Source organism: [Bacillus] selenitireducens MLS10, assembly GCF_000093085.1.
GTDB lineage: Bacteria > Bacillota > Bacilli > Bacillales > Salisediminibacteriaceae > Salisediminibacterium > Salisediminibacterium selenitireducens.
The window spans coordinates 359,452-377,895 of sequence record NC_014219.1 but is presented as its reverse complement, the minus strand read 5'-3'; the positions used below and the strand labels follow the sequence as shown (position 1 = coordinate 377,895).

At 51.6% G+C, this 18,444-nt stretch carries 19 protein-coding genes; 7 read left to right on the top strand and 12 right to left on the bottom strand.

Going from position 1 to position 18,444, the window contains the following annotated elements; all coding sequences use genetic code 11:
• Positions 1–44: 44 nt before the first annotated feature.
• Complete coding sequence (locus tag BSEL_RS01920; RefSeq protein ID WP_013171332.1) at positions 45–620, top strand: class I SAM-dependent methyltransferase; 576 nt, start codon at positions 45–47, stop codon at positions 618–620.
• A gap of 40 nt (positions 621–660) precedes the next feature.
• Here BSEL_RS01920 and BSEL_RS16895 read toward each other — a convergent pair whose 3' ends face one another.
• The 8 genes from BSEL_RS16895 to BSEL_RS01885 form a co-directional block, all read right to left on the bottom strand.
• Positions 661–1,740 (bottom strand): polysaccharide deacetylase family protein, encoded by a 1,080-nt coding sequence (locus BSEL_RS16895; protein WP_013171331.1) that lies wholly within the window; start codon positions 1,738–1,740, stop codon positions 661–663.
• A gap of 139 nt (positions 1,741–1,879) precedes the next feature.
• A complete protein-coding gene (locus BSEL_RS01910; RefSeq protein WP_013171330.1) occupies positions 1,880–3,925 on the bottom strand; it encodes an ABC transporter ATP-binding protein in 2,046 nt (681 codons plus the stop codon).
• On the bottom strand, positions 3,922–5,694 hold the full coding sequence (locus tag BSEL_RS01905; RefSeq protein WP_013171329.1) for an ABC transporter ATP-binding protein: 1,773 nt from the start codon (positions 5,692–5,694) through the stop codon (positions 3,922–3,924). The genes BSEL_RS01910 and BSEL_RS01905 overlap by 4 nt, the downstream gene beginning before the upstream one ends.
• Positions 5,657–5,812 (bottom strand): hypothetical protein, encoded by a 156-nt coding sequence (locus BSEL_RS17715; RefSeq protein ID WP_013171328.1) that lies wholly within the window; start codon positions 5,810–5,812, stop codon positions 5,657–5,659. The genes BSEL_RS01905 and BSEL_RS17715 overlap by 38 nt, the downstream gene beginning before the upstream one ends.
• Positions 5,813–6,156: 344 nt before the next feature.
• Entirely contained in the window at positions 6,157–6,792 is a 636-nt protein-coding gene (locus tag BSEL_RS01900; protein WP_013171327.1) for a hypothetical protein, read from the bottom strand.
• Positions 6,753–7,385, bottom strand: a complete 633-nt coding sequence (locus BSEL_RS01895; protein WP_013171326.1) for a hypothetical protein — start codon at positions 7,383–7,385, stop codon at positions 6,753–6,755. Before BSEL_RS01895 ends, BSEL_RS01900 begins: the two co-directional genes overlap by 40 nt.
• A gap of 101 nt (positions 7,386–7,486) precedes the next feature.
• On the bottom strand, positions 7,487–8,083 hold the full coding sequence (locus BSEL_RS01890; protein WP_013171325.1) for a flagellar basal body-associated FliL family protein: 597 nt from the start codon (positions 8,081–8,083) through the stop codon (positions 7,487–7,489).
• 92 nt (positions 8,084–8,175) lie between these two features.
• Positions 8,176–8,727, bottom strand: a complete 552-nt coding sequence (locus tag BSEL_RS01885) for a GbsR/MarR family transcriptional regulator (RefSeq protein ID WP_013171324.1) — start codon at positions 8,725–8,727, stop codon at positions 8,176–8,178.
• 269 nt (positions 8,728–8,996) lie between these two features.
• Here BSEL_RS01885 and BSEL_RS01880 point away from each other — a divergent pair, with 269 nt between their 5' ends.
• The 3 genes from BSEL_RS01880 to BSEL_RS01870 all read left to right on the top strand — a co-directional run bounded on the left by BSEL_RS01880 (position 8,997) and on the right by BSEL_RS01870 (position 12,085).
• Positions 8,997–10,196, top strand: a complete 1,200-nt coding sequence (locus BSEL_RS01880) for a quaternary amine ABC transporter ATP-binding protein (RefSeq protein WP_013171323.1) — start codon at positions 8,997–8,999, stop codon at positions 10,194–10,196.
• A complete protein-coding gene (locus BSEL_RS01875; RefSeq protein ID WP_013171322.1) occupies positions 10,186–11,040 on the top strand; it encodes an ABC transporter permease in 855 nt (284 codons plus the stop codon). The genes BSEL_RS01880 and BSEL_RS01875 overlap by 11 nt, the downstream gene beginning before the upstream one ends.
• Positions 11,041–11,122: 82 nt before the next feature.
• Positions 11,123–12,085 (top strand): glycine betaine ABC transporter substrate-binding protein, encoded by a 963-nt coding sequence (locus tag BSEL_RS01870; protein WP_013171321.1) that lies wholly within the window; start codon positions 11,123–11,125, stop codon positions 12,083–12,085.
• 81 nt (positions 12,086–12,166) lie between these two features.
• On the opposite strand, the gene phnC is transcribed toward BSEL_RS01870, so the two are convergent.
• The 3 genes from phnC to phnD all read right to left on the bottom strand — a co-directional run bounded on the left by phnC (position 12,167) and on the right by phnD (position 14,561).
• Positions 12,167–12,910, bottom strand: coding sequence for a phosphonate ABC transporter ATP-binding protein (gene phnC, locus BSEL_RS01865; protein ID WP_332870075.1), 744 nt, complete (start codon positions 12,908–12,910; stop codon positions 12,167–12,169).
• A 112-nt stretch (positions 12,911–13,022) separates the two neighbouring features.
• The gene (locus BSEL_RS01860) at positions 13,023–13,679 is read right to left on the bottom strand and encodes a PhnE/PtxC family ABC transporter permease (RefSeq protein ID WP_013171319.1); all 657 of its coding nucleotides are present in this window, start codon (positions 13,677–13,679) and stop codon (positions 13,023–13,025) included.
• 6 nt (positions 13,680–13,685) lie between these two features.
• Complete coding sequence (phnD, locus tag BSEL_RS01855) at positions 13,686–14,561, bottom strand: phosphate/phosphite/phosphonate ABC transporter substrate-binding protein (RefSeq protein ID WP_013171318.1); 876 nt, start codon at positions 14,559–14,561, stop codon at positions 13,686–13,688.
• Between the two features lie 139 nt (positions 14,562–14,700).
• Between phnD and BSEL_RS01850 the strand changes: the two genes are divergently transcribed.
• The 3 genes from BSEL_RS01850 to selD all read left to right on the top strand — a co-directional run bounded on the left by BSEL_RS01850 (position 14,701) and on the right by selD (position 17,137).
• Complete coding sequence (locus BSEL_RS01850; protein WP_013171317.1) at positions 14,701–15,573, top strand: LysR family transcriptional regulator; 873 nt, start codon at positions 14,701–14,703, stop codon at positions 15,571–15,573.
• 75 nt (positions 15,574–15,648) lie between these two features.
• Positions 15,649–16,035 (top strand): rhodanese-like domain-containing protein, encoded by a 387-nt coding sequence (locus BSEL_RS01845; protein ID WP_013171316.1) that lies wholly within the window; start codon positions 15,649–15,651, stop codon positions 16,033–16,035.
• A 34-nt stretch (positions 16,036–16,069) separates the two neighbouring features.
• Entirely contained in the window at positions 16,070–17,137 is a 1,068-nt protein-coding gene (selD, locus tag BSEL_RS01840; protein WP_083769480.1) for a selenide, water dikinase SelD, read from the top strand.
• Between the two features lie 140 nt (positions 17,138–17,277).
• Here selD and BSEL_RS01835 read toward each other — a convergent pair whose 3' ends face one another.
• Positions 17,278–18,444, bottom strand: coding sequence for a sn-glycerol-1-phosphate dehydrogenase (locus BSEL_RS01835; RefSeq protein ID WP_013171314.1), 1,167 nt, complete (start codon positions 18,442–18,444; stop codon positions 17,278–17,280).

Sequence of the window (18,444 nt, the reverse complement as noted above, 5' to 3'; positions counted from 1 at the left end):
CGGGTGGATCAACCCATCATCATTGACGAAAGGTTGTGCAAGGCATGCCCGCACTTGAAACGAAAGCAAAAGAACTCATCTTTAACACCCTCAGTCAAAGCTGGGCGAAAAGCAAGCACCGCCGTGTCGTCTACCACCTCAAGGCAAACGACAAAATCCTTGATATCGGTGCCGGCAAAGGGGCCCTTTCCTGGATGCTTCTCGAGCAGGGTTTTGACGTCACCCCGGTGGACGTCCAAAACATCAGCTTCACGGAAAAGGTCAAGCCCGTGATCTATGACGGCGAAACACTCCCCTTCCCGGACAACAGCCGGGACGTAGGGCTTTTCCTGACCGTGCTGCATCATACACCGGACCCTGAAGCCCTGATCAGAGAAGCCCTTCGCGTCTGCGACCGGCTGATCATCATTGAAGACGTGTATCACGGAAAGGCCCAGAAATACGCCACCTGGTTCACCGACAGCCTGTTCAATCTCGAATTCAAAGGACATCCCCACACGAACAAGAACAACTTCGGCTGGCTGAAGACCTTCGCCGATCTCGATCTGCGGGTGCTTCATATTGAGAAAGAACCGGTACTCGGCCTGTTTGAACAGGTCACCTATTACGTCACAAAGTAACTGAACAAGGCAGCCAGGATCTCTTGGCTGCCTTTGTCTGTCACCGGACAACGTCCCGGTTCATAATCCGGTTTTCTTCCATCTGTCTGATTTCATGGACTTCGAGATTGTCCAGGGTGTAAAAGCTGTAGCCCTGTTCCTGAAAATAAGTGATCACGTCCGGCAGGATCTCTGCCGTCGCTTCATTTCGCGGCGTGTCATGAAAGAGCGGGACGATCACGTCATGCCCCTGGGACTGGTTGACAATCTGCTCAAACATCGCATCCGGATCATCATAGATCGCACTGGCGTCCCCGCTCGAGACATTCCAGTCGATGTAGTCATAGCCACGGTCCAGGATATCCTCCGTCAGCTCCACCATGAACGATTCCCCGCTGTATTCAATGGAGCTGTGGTTACTCGAACCGCCGGGAAAACGGACGAGGGAAGGGGCCTCTTCACCGAGTACCCGTTCATAGGCACGCTCCATCAGTGCAAGGTCTTCATAATAGGCATCAAAACTCCGGTAGATCGCGTAATCATGGGTATACGTATGGGAATAGACCCCGTGCCCCCGGTCTCTCGTCTCTCTGGCAAGCTCCGGACGCTGTTCCATCCGCTGCCCGATCACGAAAAAACTCGCCGGCACGTCGTATTCATCCAAAATCGACAGGATCTCCGGCGTCATCGTCGTCGGACCGTCGTCAAAGGTCAGATACACAGCACGTTCTCCCGGGTCCGGACGCCCTTCACCGGACGAACCGCCTCCGCCAATCGCCGCGCCGTCAGAGGCACTCTCGCCCTCTTCACCGCCTCCGTTGGCTTCTTCTGCAGTGCCCTCCTCTTCTTCAAAAGCAAGAAGCTCAGCTTCAAGCTCTTCGATCATGCCCTCAAGTTCTTCTATTTCTTCTTCCGCCGCCACAAGCTCCTCTTCAACGTCATCCTGATCTTCGAGGTCCGCACGCAGCTCTTCAACCGCTTCACGCCTCATCTCAATTTCGAGTTTGGCATCGGCCAGCCTCGCCTCAAGAAGGGTCTGATCATCACTCGAAACAGACCATCGCCCACCCAAAAAGGCGGCGATTAACAAGACAAAGACAGCAAAAGAAATGCTGGCTCTCATCGTCAGTTGTTTGTTCATCGTATTCACCTCTAATCCGTTTGACGGGGATTCCCCCGAATGAGTTTCACATTTTCCCAGCCTTTTCTCCTTTTATCAAAAAACACCCCGGAGCTGACTGGATTGCGTCTTCTCCGGGGTGCAACTCGCATCAGGCGAATCAGGATACTTTTCCTGATCCGGCGCCTTTTTGCAGCTGATACATATGGTGATAGCGTCCGCGCTGTGCCATCAGTTCATCATGATCGCCTTGCTCGACAATTTCGCCTTCACTGAGGACAAGAATCTGATCCGCATCACGGATCGTCGACAGCCGGTGCGCGATGACAAAGGTCGTTCGCCCGGCTTTGACAACGTCGAGGGCGTGCTGAATCACAGCTTCTGTCTCTGTATCAATATTCGCCGTTGCTTCATCCAAAATCAAAATCGCCGGATCCACAACAAGCGCACGGGCGAAGGAAATGAGCTGACGCTGCCCTGCCGAGAACGTCGCCCCCTTTTCCTTCACTTCTTCGTCAATCCCCGCTTCAAGGGAACGGATAAAGTCCCCTGCCCCCACTTGCTCAAGGGCCTCCATCACCTGATCTCTCGAGATGGCCGGATCCCCCATGGAGACATTCGAATAAATCGTTCCCGTGAAGAGAAACGGATCCTGAAGGACGATTGCCATATGCGAGCGGATATCCTGACGGCTTAAGGCGAGCGTATCCTGTCCGTCAATCAGCACCCGGCCCTGATTGTGGTCATAGTAGCGGAACAGGACGTTCATAATTGAACTCTTTCCGGATCCCGTATGCCCGACAAACGCCACTGTCTCTCCTTTCTTTGCCTCAAAAGAGATGTCCCTCAAAACCGGATGCCCTTCATCATAAGACAGCCACACCCCGTCAAAGGTGACATCCCCGTGAAAGCGGGGCGTCTGCGCCTCAGGGAGGGGCTCCCCTTCCTGATCCATCAGATGAAACACCCGCTCCCCGGCAATCCTCGCCTCTTCAAGCTGGGCAAGCTGACCGACGATGCCGTTGATCGGCTCAAACAGACGGTTGATGTAATCGACAAAGGCATAAACCACTCCGAGACTGAAGATCATGCCGACCCCCATCGAGCCTCCAGCGAAGTACCAGATGAGTGTCACGAAGGCGACGTTTCGGAGAAGCCCGATCAGATTGAATGACGTGAGCGAGTTCAGAGTCAGCATCTTACGGTTGAACCGGTAATGCTCGTCGTTATGGGTCTCAAATTCGTCCGCCACTTTCTTCTCCTGCCCGAAGGCCTGGATGATCGACATCCCCTGAATATTCTCATTCATTCGCCCGTTCAGATCACTGAGTTTCTCCCGGATGACCCGGTTATACCGCCCTGCAAAGGAGCGGTAGACAATCATCCAGACAATCAGAACCGGAATGATGATGAGCGTCGCCAGGGCAAGGCGGACGTCGAGGAGGAAGATCGCAAAGAAGATCCCGATCATATAGACAATCCCCGTAAAAAATGTCGCCAGAACCCGGACGTACAGCTCCCGGATCGCTTCGGTGTCATTGGTGATTCTCGACACAATCTTCCCTGTCGGCATCTGATCGAAGTAGCGGACCGGCAGTTCATGCACCTTCCTGAATACGTCTTCACGCATTTGCTTGATGATCCGGTTCGCCGACGTCTGAAGCCAGAGGCTCTGGTAATAATGAAAGAACGACGAAATCCCGATCAACACAAGATAAAGCGCCATCCAGCCGATGATGTACGGGACTTCCTGGGCGTAAAAGAGGAACACGTCGTCCGTCGTCATGGACACGGCCGGATAGACGGATGTCTCGCCGTCACGAACGACCGTAAGCACCCCGTTCTCATAGGTCTCCTCGCCCGCCGTGACCTCCCGGGCCTCCACCAGATAATAATCAAGACCGACCTGCACGATCGATACACCGTCCACTGTTCCATCACCGGCATAGCGGTCTTCCCGGGTGAAGGATCGCCCTTCAAACGTCACATCGCCATCCGGTACCTCCACCCAGGTCTGTTCAATCCCGACGATGTGTTCATCGATCATCGTCTTGGCAATGAACGGCCCTGTCAGCTCCGCCGCTGCGGCGAGGGCCAGGAAGAACAGCGACAGAAAGATCGTCTTCCGAAACGGCCATGCGTACTGAAACAGACGCTTCCCCGTCTCTTTCGGTTCCGGCGTTGCTTCTTGCTTTACTTTGTTCATGAAGACACCCCCTGCCTGGCCTGTTCCTGTGACTGTTGTTCCATTTGTTGCTTGTCAAACTGCTCTTTGTACCAGGCGCCGTTTTGCATCAGTTCATCATGCGTTCCCTGTTCGACAATCCGTCCGCCGTCAAAAACAAGAATCACGTCCGCATGACTGATCGCAGACATACGGTGCGCGGCGATAAACGTTGTTTTCCCGCTTCGCTCCTCGCGGATGTTCGAGATGATAAACTGTTCCGTTTTCGCATCCACCGCCGACATGGCGTCATCAAGAATCAGGATTTCCGGATCCTTCATCAGCGCTCTCGCGATGGCAATCCGCTGCTTTTGGCCGCCGGAAAGAGAGATCCCTTTTTCTCCGACAAGGGTTTCGAGGCCATCCTGGAATGTGTGCAGATCTTTCGTAATCGCCGCCTGTTCCATGACTTGCCTGAGCCTGTCATCCGACACCTTATCCCCCGCTCCAAAGCGGATGTTTGCTTCAATCGACTTGGAAAACAGAAATGACTCCTGCGGCACGTAGCCGATCCATCCTTTCACCGTGGAGAGGGATACCTGTTCGAAGGGCACGCTGTTGACCTTCAGCGCTCCTTTATGAAGAGGATACGCTCTCAGAAGCTGCCTGAGAAAGGTGGATTTCCCACTTCCCGTCTTCCCCGCAACACCGATGTGCATCCCTTTTCTGATCGTGACCGACACATCGGACAGCGCCGGTTCTTTCGCCTTTGGATAGCTGAAGTTGAGCCCATCAAAGACAATTTCGTTCGGTACGAGGTCTCTCAGCGGTTTATCAGGATCCTTCACATCCGGCTCTGCCTCAAAGGTGTGATTAAGCCTGTCCAGTGACGCATTCCCCCGCTGCATAATATTCATCAGTTCGCCGAGGGCGAACATCGGCCAAATCAGCATCCCGAGGTAAATATTAAACGTCACGAGCTGACCGAGGGTAATCCGCCCCTGAAAGACGAGGTACGCCCCAAAGCCGAGGCCGATCATATAGCTCATCCCGACGAGAATCTTAATCGTCGGCTCAAAGAGGGCATCCACCCTCGCCACCCGGATGTTCTGCCGGAGGACATGATCGGTCTGCTTACTGAACGAGGTCCGGTCGGCCTGTTCTTTGACAAAGGCCCGAATGACCCGCACACCAGAGATCGATTCAAGCACCTGATCATTCAGATCCCCGAATGCACGCTGCGCTGCCATGAACCGTTCATGTATGCGCTTACCATAAACCTTCATTAAATAAGCCATCAACGGGAACGGCAAAAAGGCAGCCAACGTCAGCTCCCAGCTGATAAATACCGTCATCATAACGAGAATGACCACGAGAAAGACCGTTGCATCAACGAGGGTGAGGATCCCGAACCCTGCCGTCTGTGAAATCGCCTTCAGATCGTTCGTTCCTTTTGCCATGAGATCGCCGGTTTTATTCCGGTTATAAAAGGACGGCGTCATCGTCATCAGATGATTCATCAGCCTTGAACGCATCGTCCGTTCTAGCAGCAAAGAACCCCCAAACAGTTTGCGCATCCAGACATACGTCATCACGTAGACAACGAGCATGAGCACAATGAAAAAGCTGACGAAGCCAAAAAGACGTTCCTCCGTCATCCGTCCCTGGTGCACATCATCCACCACAAATCCGATGAGCCGCGGCGGGATGATTTCGAGGACACTCGCCACCGTTAAGATGAGAATAGCAATGATATACCGTTTCTTTTCCTGTTTAAAAAACCATGATAATTTCTTTAATGCTGCGAACATGGTCTGTCACTTCCTTTCCACAAACTCCAATCATTTGTACAACTAACCGCCATCCTTCCACTCTCTTCCTGTTGCCTGTACTCTTCTCCAGCAGATCATCTTCATCATTTTGTTTCATCCTTTCTTTTTTCCTCACAGAGGAGGATTTTTTGAATATAAAAAGCCCGCGTTCCCGCGGGCTAATTACAAAATTTTACATTCATAATCATAAAAGAAGCACACGGGCAGACGTTCCCCATGTGCATGCATCAGTTGTCAAAAGGGCGGAAAAGCTGTCTGAATGTTAAAGGCCGGCATGCGCTTCATGGTTTACGCGGATATATTCAGTTGGAAAAGCACGATTACGAGCTGACTGCATCCGGATCATGGCGCACGCCCCCTTTCTGTTTTTTGAGTAAAGTTCTGTTATAGAGTAGCAGGTTATTCTCCCACGGTCAACAGGACTTTTCCTGTTTCAGACACTCATTCATTCGACGGTTCATAATCATCCTCATCGACCGTCGGCAGCATCTCCCCGCCCCCTGCTTCCACGGTCTCAAAGATGTACCCGCGCACCCGCCGGAAATCATCATCGGACTCAAACACGATTTCACGTCCATCGTTCATTTGAAAACGGTAGGTAATATGCAGCACGCCGCCCATGGATTCCCTCACCGGCTGAACCGCATTCACGTCATCCCAGTCGTACCAGGTGCCGGACCATTCATACCAGCGATTATAGTGAAACCCTTCCTCCTCGAGGACCACAACATGCTGGATGCTGAAGGCCATCAGCGGAAGGGCCAAGAGGACGAGGACCGCCATCAATGGACCACCCCGGTACGGGACGCGCCGTTGTTCCGCCAGTTTCCGGGTGAAGAAATACAGGCCCGTTACAAAAGGGATCCAGAGAAGCGCGGCCATCATCATCCGGTAACTCATCGTCGGTGTCAGAATCTCCAGGATTCCGCCGTCAAAATGAAGCATCTCCTGGGCGATGGGGATGATCACCACCGGAGCAAAGAAGGAAAGCAATCCCGACGCTCCGGCTACCAGCAGAATCGTTGGGTGGTAATCCTCTATGTCAAACTGCCGTTTGCGCCGTCTGTTTTTTGCCATGTCCCTGTCTCCTCCCACGGATAATCCCTGCTTTGCGAACGGGCGATGTCTTTGAGCTGTTCATAATCGTCCTGGTGCACACAGAACAACGCTTTTTTCGACCACTTCTTCCGCGGATGAATGGTAACAGCCACGTACGCCCATGATTCATCAAACATGCCGCGCATCTCATGACCAACCGATACCGGTTCAGCTTCGATGCACTTAATCGCCTCAAAAGGAAATCTCCGTTCATCGACGACCCATGCCTCCCGTGTCAGGAGAAGCATCGGTACTTTAATGACCAGAAGCGAATACACAGGCAACCAGATCAGGAGAAAAATCGAGCTGAGTGTCAGTGTCATACCCGTTATCAGGGTTGCGACCAACGTGCCTGTCAGGATCACAAGACCCGCTCCCAGAAACCCGACCTTTAATCTCCCATCTTTCTTTACCTGAGCGGGGCTCAATTTCATCCCCCTCGATACGATATTGAGTTTCAACCCGTCGAGCACGACCGCCTCATCAGGCCTTCTCCTCCGGATCGTTTGAATAAGCGCTGCTGCGACGAACAGTGTGACAATCCCGACGAGCAGTATCAGCAGTATGTGCATAAGCGCCTCCTGTCTGAATTTAAATAATTGATGATGTGATGATCCATTGCCGGAAAACAGACGCTGCTTCGTTTAGGCAGCGCCTGTTTTCCTTTTGTCATTCAGTTTGCAAGGGGCGATAAAATCGAGCGGAAATACACCTGTTTGACCTCCACCCCTTCTATATCCCGGTTAATCATGGCAGAAATCTCGTCAACCACCTGGTCCTTGCCGGGGTTCGAGCGGATCTCCGCAGTGTTTACGGTCATAAATGCCTCTTCAATGATATGGTCGACAGAGTCATCCTGGCTGTTCAGACGGCGAACCTGCCCACGCTCTTCCACTTCAATAGTCACAGAAGCCTGTACATAGTTACCGTCAGAAAGACGGAACATGTCTTCATCGGCATGATGCGCACGCTGCCAAGAATAATCACCGGTGATATACTGATAAGCGGACATCACCCGGTCTTCATTGAAGGCCAGCAGCATCATGCCGCCAAAGGCCACAAGTAAAACCGCTAAAATCATGAGCGGTTTATTCTTTTTTGGCTTTTCTTTTTTCGGCTGAAAGTCCGCCGGTCCATTGTTCATCACCGCCGGTTTTTCCGTCCGCCAGGTTGCCACATTTTTGGGCCGCTGCCTGGTTTTCTCTTCATCGGCCAGCTTCCCGTTCACTTTATCCTGCAACTGTTCCATTGATTTTCGATCATCCGCCATACACGACCACCTCACAACATTCTCTCTTCTCTATTTTATCAGAAAAACAAAAGACTCTCCATCGAATGATGAAGAGTCTTTTCCTGTAACTGTTATTCTTTTTTCGGGACGATCTCAAAGATCTCTCCGGTCTCAAAGAGCGCGATGACCTCATTCAGCCATTCATAATACTTACGCGCACGATGCAGTTTCTCAAGGTCAATGTTGACCTCGTCAATCACTTCGTCATGATCGGCACGTTCTTTTAATGCGTTCAGCATCTCTTCGGTCTCACCAATCGCTTCGAGATTGGTCTCCGTCGCATTTCGCCAGCGTTTGATAAACACGGTGGAGAAGGATTTATACCAGTCTTCCTCCGTTTTATAGAGATCTTTACGGACGCCCTTCTCCCAGACCCGTTCCACCATATCTGCCTCAACGAGCGAACGGATCCCCGTACTCATGCTCGTCTTACTCATGCCCATTTCTTCACTCATCTCATCGAGCGTCATTGGGTCCTTTGAAAAGAACACCGTTCCATACAGCCTGCCAATCGACGGAGGCAAATCGTATAAGTGAATGTTTTTGGCGATTTCCGAAATAAATCGGCCACGGGCAGCATCAAGCTGTTCCTGTTCGCTTAATAACTTCTCCTCACTTGACATCACGCATCCTCCTATCTTTCTCACTATTTATTACCATACCAAAACACGAAACATTTAGGTAGCCGCGTTACGGTATGTTACGACGAGATAACACGAGCATTACATGGCATTAAGCTTGTTAGTTACGTACAGTTTTTTCTGAACAAACTTTTTGGCCTGTACAGTCCGATAACGAGGTTTGTACTATGAAAGAAGAAGGTATATAGTAATGCATAGTGCAAGCGGTGCGAAACCGGCACTCGAAAATAATATGAAAAGAAGGTGCGAATGTGGCTACAATTAAAGTCGACAAACTGACTAAGATTTTTGGCAAGAAGACAAAACAAGCCCAGCAGCTCCTTGATCAAGGTCTCAGTAAAGACGAGATCCTCGAAAAAACCGGCGCAACCGTCGGGGTCAACCAGGCTTCCTTCGAAGTCCAGGACGGGGAAATCTTCGTGATCATGGGCCTTTCAGGGAGTGGTAAGTCTACACTTGTCCGGTTATTGAACCGTTTAATCGAACCGACAAGCGGCAGTGTCATCATTAACGGTGATGACCTATCCAACATTTCAGATGATAAGCTTCGGGATGTCAGACGTAAGATGATGAGTATGGTATTCCAGAAATTCGGTCTGTTCCCGTTCCGTACCATTATGGAAAATGTGGAATACGGCTTGGAAGTTCAGGGCATCGAACGCGAGGAACGCCGCAAAAAGGCACAGGCATCCCTCGAGCTCGTTGGCCTGAAAGGCTACGAAGAACAGTATCCGGATCAACTGTCCGGGGGGATGCAGCAGCGTGTCGGTCTCGCAAGAGCCCTCGCCAATGACCCTGAAGTACTCCTGATGGATGAAGCATTCTCTGCACTAGATCCACTGATCCGTAAAGATATGCAGGATGAGCTTTTGGACCTGCAGACGTCCATGAAGAAGACGATCATCTTCATCACGCACGACCTCGATGAGGCACTGCGTCTCGGTGACCGCATTGCGCTGATGAAGGATGGCTATATCGTGCAGATTGGCACACCGGAAGAAATCCTCATCCATCCGGCTGATGACTATGTTGAACGCTTCGTTGAGGATATTGACCGCTCGAAGATCCTCACGGCCCAGCATATTATGAAGACACCGGAAACCATCAATATTGATAAAAACGGTCCCCGCGTTGCCCTTGAGCGCATGCGGAAATACGGATTGTCCAGTCTTTATGTAACAGACAGCAACCGCAGACTGAAAGGCTACATTACGGCGGATGATGCGTCTGATGCACAAAAACGTGACAGCCGTGAACTGACCGATATTCTGAAAACGGACATGCCGACAGTCGGCAAAGAAACACCGCTCCACGATCTGTTTGATCTCATTCACGATTCACCGGTTCCGGTTGCGGTTGTCGAAGACGAGAAACTTGAAGGCATTATCGTGCGCGGCGCCGTTATTGCCGCTTTGTCCGGAGAAAACGAGGTGAACCTGGATGTTGAATGATCTTTTAGAAAACTTACCGCAAATACCGATTTCTGAAGCCGTCAGTAACGCGGTTGCGTGGATCACCGATGTCTTTTCCTTTATCTTCGGTCCGATCCGCAGTGGCTTTGGTGATTTTATGACCTGGTTTGCCGATCTGCTCTATGCAGTGCCGGCACTCATTATCATCGTTTTGGTCGCTGTTATTGCCTATTTCCTGAATGGCAGGAAGCTCGGACTGCCGATATTCACCATATTCGGTCTCCTGTTAATCTTTAACCAGGGACTGTGGGAAGAACTCATGTACACCTTTACCCTTGTCCTTCTCGCCAGTGTCCTTTCCGTCATCATCGGGGTTCCATTCGGGATTCTCATGTCGAAAAGCGACACCGCAGAAGCGATCATGAAGCCGGTTCTCGACTTCATGCAGACGATGCCGGCCTTCGTTTATCTGATTCCGGCCGTTGCTTTCTTCGGGATCGGGATGGTACCGGGTGTATTCGCCTCACTGATTTTTGCGACACCGCCGACGGTCCGACTGACGAATCTCGGGATCCGGCAGGTACCGACGGAAATGGTCGAAGCCTCGGATGCATTTGGTTCGACACCGGCACAGAAGCTCTTTAAAGTTGAGCTGCCAATGGCCAAAGTTACCATCATGGCCGGGATTAACCAGACCGTGATGCTCGCCCTTTCCATGGTTGTCATTGCTTCCATGATCGGGGCACCTGGTCTTGGCCGTGAAGTGCTGTCTGCCTTGCAGCGTGCTCAGGTTGGACCTGGCTTTACAGCAGGTATCGCCATTGTTATACTGGCGATCATCATCGACCGCTTCACCCAAACAGCAAACATGAAGAAGAATTAATGTTTATGTTGGACCCACACCGGGTAAAGCTATCCGGTGTGTACCATAAATAATATTTAAGAAAAAAGGGGATGAACGATTTATGTTCAAAGGAAACAAGAAATTGGTTGCAGCTGCAGCTGGTCTTTCGTTGACACTCGTTGCCACAGCATGCGGGAACGACGGAAACAATGAAGAGAATACAGGGAATAACAATGACGATGCAAACGTCAATGAAAATGCCGGTGACGACAATGCGGCAAACGACGGCGCAATGGTCGGCGAAGGCAAAGAAATTGAACTCGTATACGTAGAATGGGATTCTGAAATCGCATCTACGCACGTTGTTGCAAACGTCCTGGAAAGCCAAGGCTATGATGTAACAATCACACCGATTGACAATGCCATCATGTGGCAGTCCGTTGCAAATGGCGAAGCTGACGGCATGGTTGCCGCATGGTTGCCGGCAACACACGGTGACCTCTTCGCTGAATACGAAGACGATCTCGTTGACCTTGGTGTGAACCTCGAGGGCGCACTCGTCGGTCTGGTTGTCCCTGAGTATATGACCATCGACTCCATTGCTGACCTTGATCAGTATGAAGATGAGCTCGGCGGAACCATCACAGGTATCGAACCGGGTGCCGGTGTTGTTCAGGCCGCAGAAGCATCTGTAGAAGACTACGGTCTTGACGGATTCTCCGTTGAAACCTCTTCAAGTGGTGCCATGGCGACTGCGCTTGGTGAAGCTGTCGGAAATGAAGAGCCTATCGTCGTAACAGGCTGGACACCACACTGGAAGTTCTCTGCCTATGACCTTAAGTATCTTGAAGATCCTGAAGGATCATTCGGTGAAGCAGAAGTGATCCAGACAATGGTTCGCCAAGGTCTTGAAGAGGATATGCCTAATGCGTTCCGTATTCTTGATCAGTTCTTCTGGACAACAGAAGACATGGAAAGCATCATGCTTGAAATCCAGGAAGGTACAGATCCTGAAGATGCAGCTGCCGACTGGGTGGAAGCAAACCAGGACGTCGTTGACGGCTGGCTTGAAGGTGTCGAATAAGTAATCATTGATGATACAGCCTGTTCTTTGGAACAGTGCGATCAAAAGAGCCCGGATTCCATTGGAATCCGGGCTCTTTCTTTAAGTCGTCGTTGCATACGTTTCCCTGTATGCTTCTTCGTCAAAGGCTTCAGGCGGCCCGTCAAAGATCAGCGCTCCGTCCTTCAGAGCAAGAATACGGTTCGCATACCGTTTGGCAAGCGTCACGTCATGCACGTTGATGAACATCGTGATTCCCCGGTTGTCATGCAGATCCTTCAGTTTCTGAAAGAGCCGTTCTGAGGTACCAGGATCGAGACTTGCAACCGGTTCATCTCCAAGCAGTAAAAATGGTTCTTGCACAAGGGCTCTCGCCACCGCAACCCGCTGCTTTTGCCCGCCGCTCAACTCCTCGACTCTCCTGTGAGCATAGTCCCCGATTTCGACCTCACGGAGTGCCGTATCAACGCGCGCTTTTTCTGAATCTGTCTGAAACCCCATCACTGTTTTCCACCAAGGCCTCTTTCCTGCCATCCCAAGATAAACATTCATTGCAACCGTGAGTCGCGGGATGAGCTGAAAGTGCTGAAAGATCATGCCGATATCGGCACGTATCCGCCTCAGGTCCTGCTCAGTTTTTGAGGTCAGAGTCTCACCATTCACGGTAACAATGCCCGCACTCGGACGCTGCAGGCCGTTTAAGCAACGGATGAGTGTCGATTTCCCCGCCCCGCTTCGCCCAAGGACACAGATAAATTCACCATCCCCCACGGTGAAATCAATCCCGCTTAGTGCCTGTACGTTACCGCCAAACGTGACACTGAGGCCTTCCACTTGTATCATCATGCTCCCTCCTCATATCATCCGGTTCCGGACGAAGGATCCAAACAGATCCACAATCATCACAAGCCCCATGATAAACAGAATATCAAGGGCCACTGCCTGGTAGTTCATGCTGTTAAAATGATTGAACAGCTGCTGGCCCAGCCCCCCCGCCGCCGATAAAGCCTAAGATGAGCGACGTCCGGATCGCCACTTCAAACCGGTAAAAATACTGAGACAGGACATTCGGCCAGATCTGCGGCAGGATCGCCAGGACATTTCCCGAATGCCACCCTGCACCAACGGCCCGCATCGCTTCCTGCGGACCCCGGTCTGATGCTTCGATCAGTTCGGCGATCAATTTCCCGAGGACACCGATATTATGAAGCACGATGGCAATCACGGCCGGAAACGTTCCCAGTCCAAGGATCACGACGAGAATCAGGCCAAACACGATTTCAGGCACACTCCTCAGAAAATTGAGCACCAGCTTCAAAGGTGTACGCACCCAATAACTGCTCGTCGGCCTCGCGACAAGAAAACTGACGGGCAATGCGACAAAGAGTGCAACGAGTGTGCCGAGAAAGGCCATCGCCAGCGTGACTCCGCTTGCCTGAAGGAGAACCGGCCACAGTTCCCAGCGAACGGGCAAGAAGCGCTCACGAATAAAGTCACCGATGTAGATGAGATCGACGAGCCTCGTGATCTCGACATTGGTCACCTGCATACTGATCACCGTCAGAACGGCCAACAGTACCACATAAACCAGGTGTCTCCTTTTGAACCAGACCATCACGGTTTACTCCTCATCATCAAGAAGCCCCACGGCCCGGGCCGCATCCTCGATCCCTTCATAATTGGCCACATCTGCCAGGACAAAGGCATCTGCACCTCCGAAAATCCGTAAAATCTCCGGCTCTTCGATCGCAAGAAACGCTTCCTGAATGGCTTCGATCTCGTCTTCATCCTTATCAGAAGGGACGATCCACGGATATTGATAAAGCGGCTCCGATTCCCAAATCGTCTTCAGCCGGCTGTCATCCACAGACCCCTCTTCGACGAGTGCGTGATAAATCGCACTGTCAATGGCTCCTGCATCCACGTCCTGACTGAGGAGGGCCTGGGCTGTAATGTCATGCGAACCGGTAAAGCGGACGTCTATAAAGTCATGGTCATTCTCATCACGGTACACCCCCTGATTCATCAACTCATACCCCGGTACCGTAAAACCTGACGTCGAGGAATGACTGCCAAAAGCAAATGACACGTCACCCACATCTGCCAACAGCTCATCGAGAGTATCCCACGGAGCGTCCACATGCGCTTTGATATAGGAATGATAATAAGGCGATCCATTGATGGATTGAGTCAGAACTGCCTCAGCCCCACTCTGATTTCTGGCGATGAGGTACGTCACAGGCCCCACATAAGCGAGATCGATATGACTGTGATTGATGGCCTCCACCACCGCATTATAGTTCGGATAGTGCTCCACTTTGACAACTCTCCCAAGCGCTGCTTCAAGCTCTGCCTCAAGCAGATCAAGCCCTTCCTGCATTTCCCCGATGGACTGTGACGGAATGACGGCGACTTCGAACGGTTCCTCCTGTTCATTCCCACAAGCGCCAAGCAGGAACAGTCCACTTAAAATAAACAACGATCGCTTCACATTCATCAACCTTTCTGTTGTAAAATAGACAACATAACCGGATTAACACCGGCAGATGCCCTGATTATGTAACGGTTCTCACCTTTTCGCACATAGTATAACATATAGTTATAAATCCATTCCATTCATTTATAAGGAGGTTGTTATGAACCTGAACCGACTGCACACCTTCATTGTTCTTGCAGAAGAACGAAGCTTCTCCCAAACTGCCCAAAAGCTCAAGATCTCCCAACCTGCGATCACGAAGCAGATCAAAGCACTGGAGAAAGAAGCCGGCTTTCCGCTTCTTAACAGGGAAACGATGACCCTGACGACGTCAGGCGCCATTTTGTTTAACGAGGGACAAAAACTGCTTCAGGACTGGGAGGTCATCTATAACAAAGCCGCTTTGAGCCACGCCGGTGAACAGGGAAGTCTTCACGTCGGGGCAAGCTCCATTCCCGGCACCTATCTTCTTCCACAGGCACTTTCCCTCCTTGAGGATTCGGCGTATCCAACGGATCTCTGCATCACGCTCGACTCCTCCGCGAAGATGATCGAACAGTTGCGTCATTTCGAGCTTGACCTTGCCTTTACCGGGTCCAAGCCCGATGATAACCGCCTTGTATCGACGGAAATCGCCCAGGATCAGCTCGTCCTGGTTGGCACTCCGGAGAAATCAGCGATCCATTCCGCTGATGATCTGATGAATGAGCGCTTTATTTCCTACAGAGAGGGTTCCGGTACGCTCCGTGCGACAAAAAAAGCCATCACCGATTTTGGAGGATCTTTCGATGATCTGCCCGTCATTGCCGTTGTCCCGAATACCGCCGGAGCTCTCGCTCTTGCGGCATCCGGCATCGGGATCACCGCCGTGTCGTCATTTGCCCTCGATACGGTGATGACCCAACATGTAAAGATTCTTTGCGAACTCCCGACCGACCGATCCTTCTACGCGGTGCGTCACGCCAACAGCCAGCATCCGCACACGGACGCCTTAATCCAGGCTATGATCCAATCCGCCACCCGTCAGATGTGACCTTTGTGTGAAGTGGATGCACTTTCCAGATGAATCGTGTATAATGGTTATGTATCGATAACAAGGAGGAATACCATGAAACAATTACTGATCGTTTTGTCCGGCCTTTTTCTGCTTGGTGCATGCGGAGGCACGGCTGATCTTGACGGTCTCAATACGATGACGGCCACAGATCTCGAAGCACAGACTGAACAAGGACTTGAAGACGACGTCCAATACATCGACGTCCGGGAAACGGACGAGTTTGACGAGGAATCCATTCCGGGCTTTGAGAATATGCCCATGGCGCTCGTGATGGATAATCCGTCTTTACTGAACGAAGAGGAAGATGTCGTCATCCTTTGCAACACCCAGAACCGAAGTAAAGAAGTGGCCGAAGCACTGATTGACGCAGGCTTCGACCATGACAGAGTCATCGTTGTGGAAGGCGGTATCTCCGACTATAACGGCACTGTCAACTGATTTGTATATCCTGATATGGAGGTGCATCTGACCGATGTTAAAGAATATTCTGTCCGGGGGAAATAAACCCCTCACTCAAACAACAAAGAAAGCCGGTTGAGGCTGCAAAATCGGCCCAGCCGACCTGACGCAAGTCTTGCGTCATTTACCTGAAGGAACTAAAAACGAAAACCTGCTTGTCGGTCTTGATACGAGCGATGATGGCGGTGTGTTTAAACTGACGGACGATCTCGCCATTGTGCAGTCCATCGATTATTTCACGCCAATTTGTGACGACCCGTATATGTTTGGCCAGATCGCAGCGGCAAATGCACTGAGTGACATTTATGCGATGGGCGGTAAACCGGTCACGGCCCTGAACATTGTCGGATATCCGATCAAAAAGATGCCGCCGGAAACCCTTGCTGAGATTCTCAGGGGCGGGGCGGACAAAATCCAGGAATCAGGGGCCGTTCTCGCCGGGGGCCATTCCATTGATGATCAGGAACCAAAATACGGCCTGAGCGTAACCGGAACCGTTCATCCCGACGCGATCTTCAAGAACGTCGGTGCGAAAACCGGTGACAAGCTCGTCCTGACAAAACCTCTCGGAGCAGGCATCATTACGACAGCCATTAAATTCGGCAAGGCAAGTGAACAGGAACAAAAAGACGTCATGACCGCGATGGCGACGCTCAACAAGACCGCAGCCGAAACACTCGCTGACTTTCATCCTCACGCTGTCACGGATGTCACCGGATTCGGTCTCACCGGTCACGGCTTTGAAATGGCAAGCGGCAGCAATGTCACCCTGCATATTTCCTACAAAGACGTGCCAGTCATCAACGGCACCTTATCCCACGCCAGAAACAAAGTCATTCCTGGCGGCGGACGTGAAAACCGCGACTATTTGCTTGAGCATGTGGAACATGCCCCGCATATTGAACTTGCGGATCAGCTCATTCTCTCAGACTCCATTACGAGCGGCGGCCTGCTCGTCAGCCTGCCGGCAGATGAAGCCGATGCGTATGTTGAAGCCTATAACCGGGCGCAGGATACGTTCAAAGCAGCCGTCATTGGACATGTGACCGATTTTGAAGGTCATGCCATCAAGATTCGCTGATACACGGACACAGAAAGCCCCCTTGATCCAGACATTGTCTGACATCAAGGGGGCTTTCATGTCACTAGAGGAGTGTGTAACTGCTTTAATAAATTATATATTTGATCATGGAAGTTATCTTTTCTGCATGACAGGATCATTCAGACCGTGTTCAGGTAGTGAAGCATCGTCTTGCGATCACGCAGCGTATGTGCGTGCGCTTTACTTTTTTCATAAAGCGCCGGTTCAATATTCAGTTCTGCCAGGCTCGTTTTACCGCCTGCAGCCTTCAGCATCATCCGGATCTCCTCACCCGTCGGCAGCTGACCGATCAGGGCCTCAATTCCCTTTCTCTGTCCTGCATCAAGAGCCGGATCCCTGAATACTTTCTCCAGGACTTCCCCGTGGTACAGATCCGCAATCAGGCCCGTAGCCACACCGACTTTCTCTCCGTGCAGGAGCTGTTTGCGCCCTTCTTCAAGAAAGGCCATCTCCCAGTAATGGGACAGGTGGTGCTCACCGCCAGAAGCCGGATGGGACCTGCCGAATAGAGACATGGCCATGCCCGACTTTAACAGCGCTTCGAATAACTGTTCCATCCCGAAAGACGTACCCATACGAATCTCGTCTTTTGCGGACACGGCCTGATCGAGGGCCTCCTGTGTCATCCTGGCCGCAGCCGGGCAGTAGGGCTCACCTGCCATAACCGCTCCGAATGACCAGTCAGTGAGGGACGTATACTTCCCGAGAATATCGGCAAATCCCGCTGCCGTCATGGCACGGGGCGCCTCCCGCAGGACATCGAGATCCGCGAAGAGAGCCACCGGGGCCTGTGTCTGATACGTGATCTTTTTCTTTCTGAGTACGATGGGGGCTCCCATCGAGTTAAAGCCGTCCACTGACGGAGCCGTTGGAACCGCGATAAACGGCTTCCCGACGGTGTGAGAGGCAAAGCGGGTAATATCATGAACCGTTCCTGCACCAACTGCGATGAAAACATCCGCTTCACGGGAGGCTTCGGTGATGACTTGCATGATCGCCTGTTCATCGGCAATCACATCCCCGTTTCGATCCGGCAACACTGTCGTTCGTTCCACATTTATTTCTTCTGACAAATACCTTACAAGCTTTTCTCCTGCCGCCTCATTCGTCTGTGCATCTGAGACAAGATGCACATCTCTCCACCCCTTATCCAATAAATAAGAACGAAGCTCATATAAGGCCCCGTTCCTGATGGAAAAGGTGTCAACGGTCAGCCCGTAATGCGTATGACCGCAGGAGCAGCCTGATGATGACCGGTTATACCAGTCGGTTACATCCAGACTCAT

Coding starts and splice junctions, on each gene's coding strand:
- BSEL_RS01920 (WP_013171332.1), top strand. CDS start 45: ATGCCCGCACTTGAAACGAAAGCAAAAGAACTCATCTTTAACACCCTC.
- BSEL_RS16895 (WP_013171331.1), bottom strand. CDS start 1,740: ATGAACAAACAACTGACGATGAGAGCCAGCATTTCTTTTGCTGTCTTT.
- BSEL_RS01910 (WP_013171330.1), bottom strand. CDS start 3,925: ATGAACAAAGTAAAGCAAGAAGCAACGCCGGAACCGAAAGAGACGGGG.
- BSEL_RS01905 (WP_013171329.1), bottom strand. CDS start 5,694: ATGTTCGCAGCATTAAAGAAATTATCATGGTTTTTTAAACAGGAAAAG.
- BSEL_RS17715 (WP_013171328.1), bottom strand. CDS start 5,812: ATGAAACAAAATGATGAAGATGATCTGCTGGAGAAGAGTACAGGCAAC.
- BSEL_RS01900 (WP_013171327.1), bottom strand. CDS start 6,792: ATGGCAAAAAACAGACGGCGCAAACGGCAGTTTGACATAGAGGATTAC.
- BSEL_RS01895 (WP_013171326.1), bottom strand. CDS start 7,385: ATGCACATACTGCTGATACTGCTCGTCGGGATTGTCACACTGTTCGTC.
- BSEL_RS01890 (WP_013171325.1), bottom strand. CDS start 8,083: ATGGCGGATGATCGAAAATCAATGGAACAGTTGCAGGATAAAGTGAAC.
- BSEL_RS01885 (WP_013171324.1), bottom strand. CDS start 8,727: ATGTCAAGTGAGGAGAAGTTATTAAGCGAACAGGAACAGCTTGATGCT.
- BSEL_RS01875 (WP_013171322.1), top strand. CDS start 10,186: ATGTTGAATGATCTTTTAGAAAACTTACCGCAAATACCGATTTCTGAA.
- BSEL_RS01870 (WP_013171321.1), top strand. CDS start 11,123: ATGTTCAAAGGAAACAAGAAATTGGTTGCAGCTGCAGCTGGTCTTTCG.
- phnC (WP_332870075.1), bottom strand. CDS start 12,910: ATGATGATACAAGTGGAAGGCCTCAGTGTCACGTTTGGCGGTAACGTA.
- BSEL_RS01860 (WP_013171319.1), bottom strand. CDS start 13,679: ATGGTCTGGTTCAAAAGGAGACACCTGGTTTATGTGGTACTGTTGGCC.
- phnD (WP_013171318.1), bottom strand. CDS start 14,561: ATGAATGTGAAGCGATCGTTGTTTATTTTAAGTGGACTGTTCCTGCTT.
- BSEL_RS01850 (WP_013171317.1), top strand. CDS start 14,701: ATGAACCTGAACCGACTGCACACCTTCATTGTTCTTGCAGAAGAACGA.
- BSEL_RS01845 (WP_013171316.1), top strand. CDS start 15,649: ATGAAACAATTACTGATCGTTTTGTCCGGCCTTTTTCTGCTTGGTGCA.
- BSEL_RS01835 (WP_013171314.1), bottom strand. CDS start 18,444: ATGAGTCTGGATGTAACCGACTGGTATAACCGGTCATCATCAGGCTGC.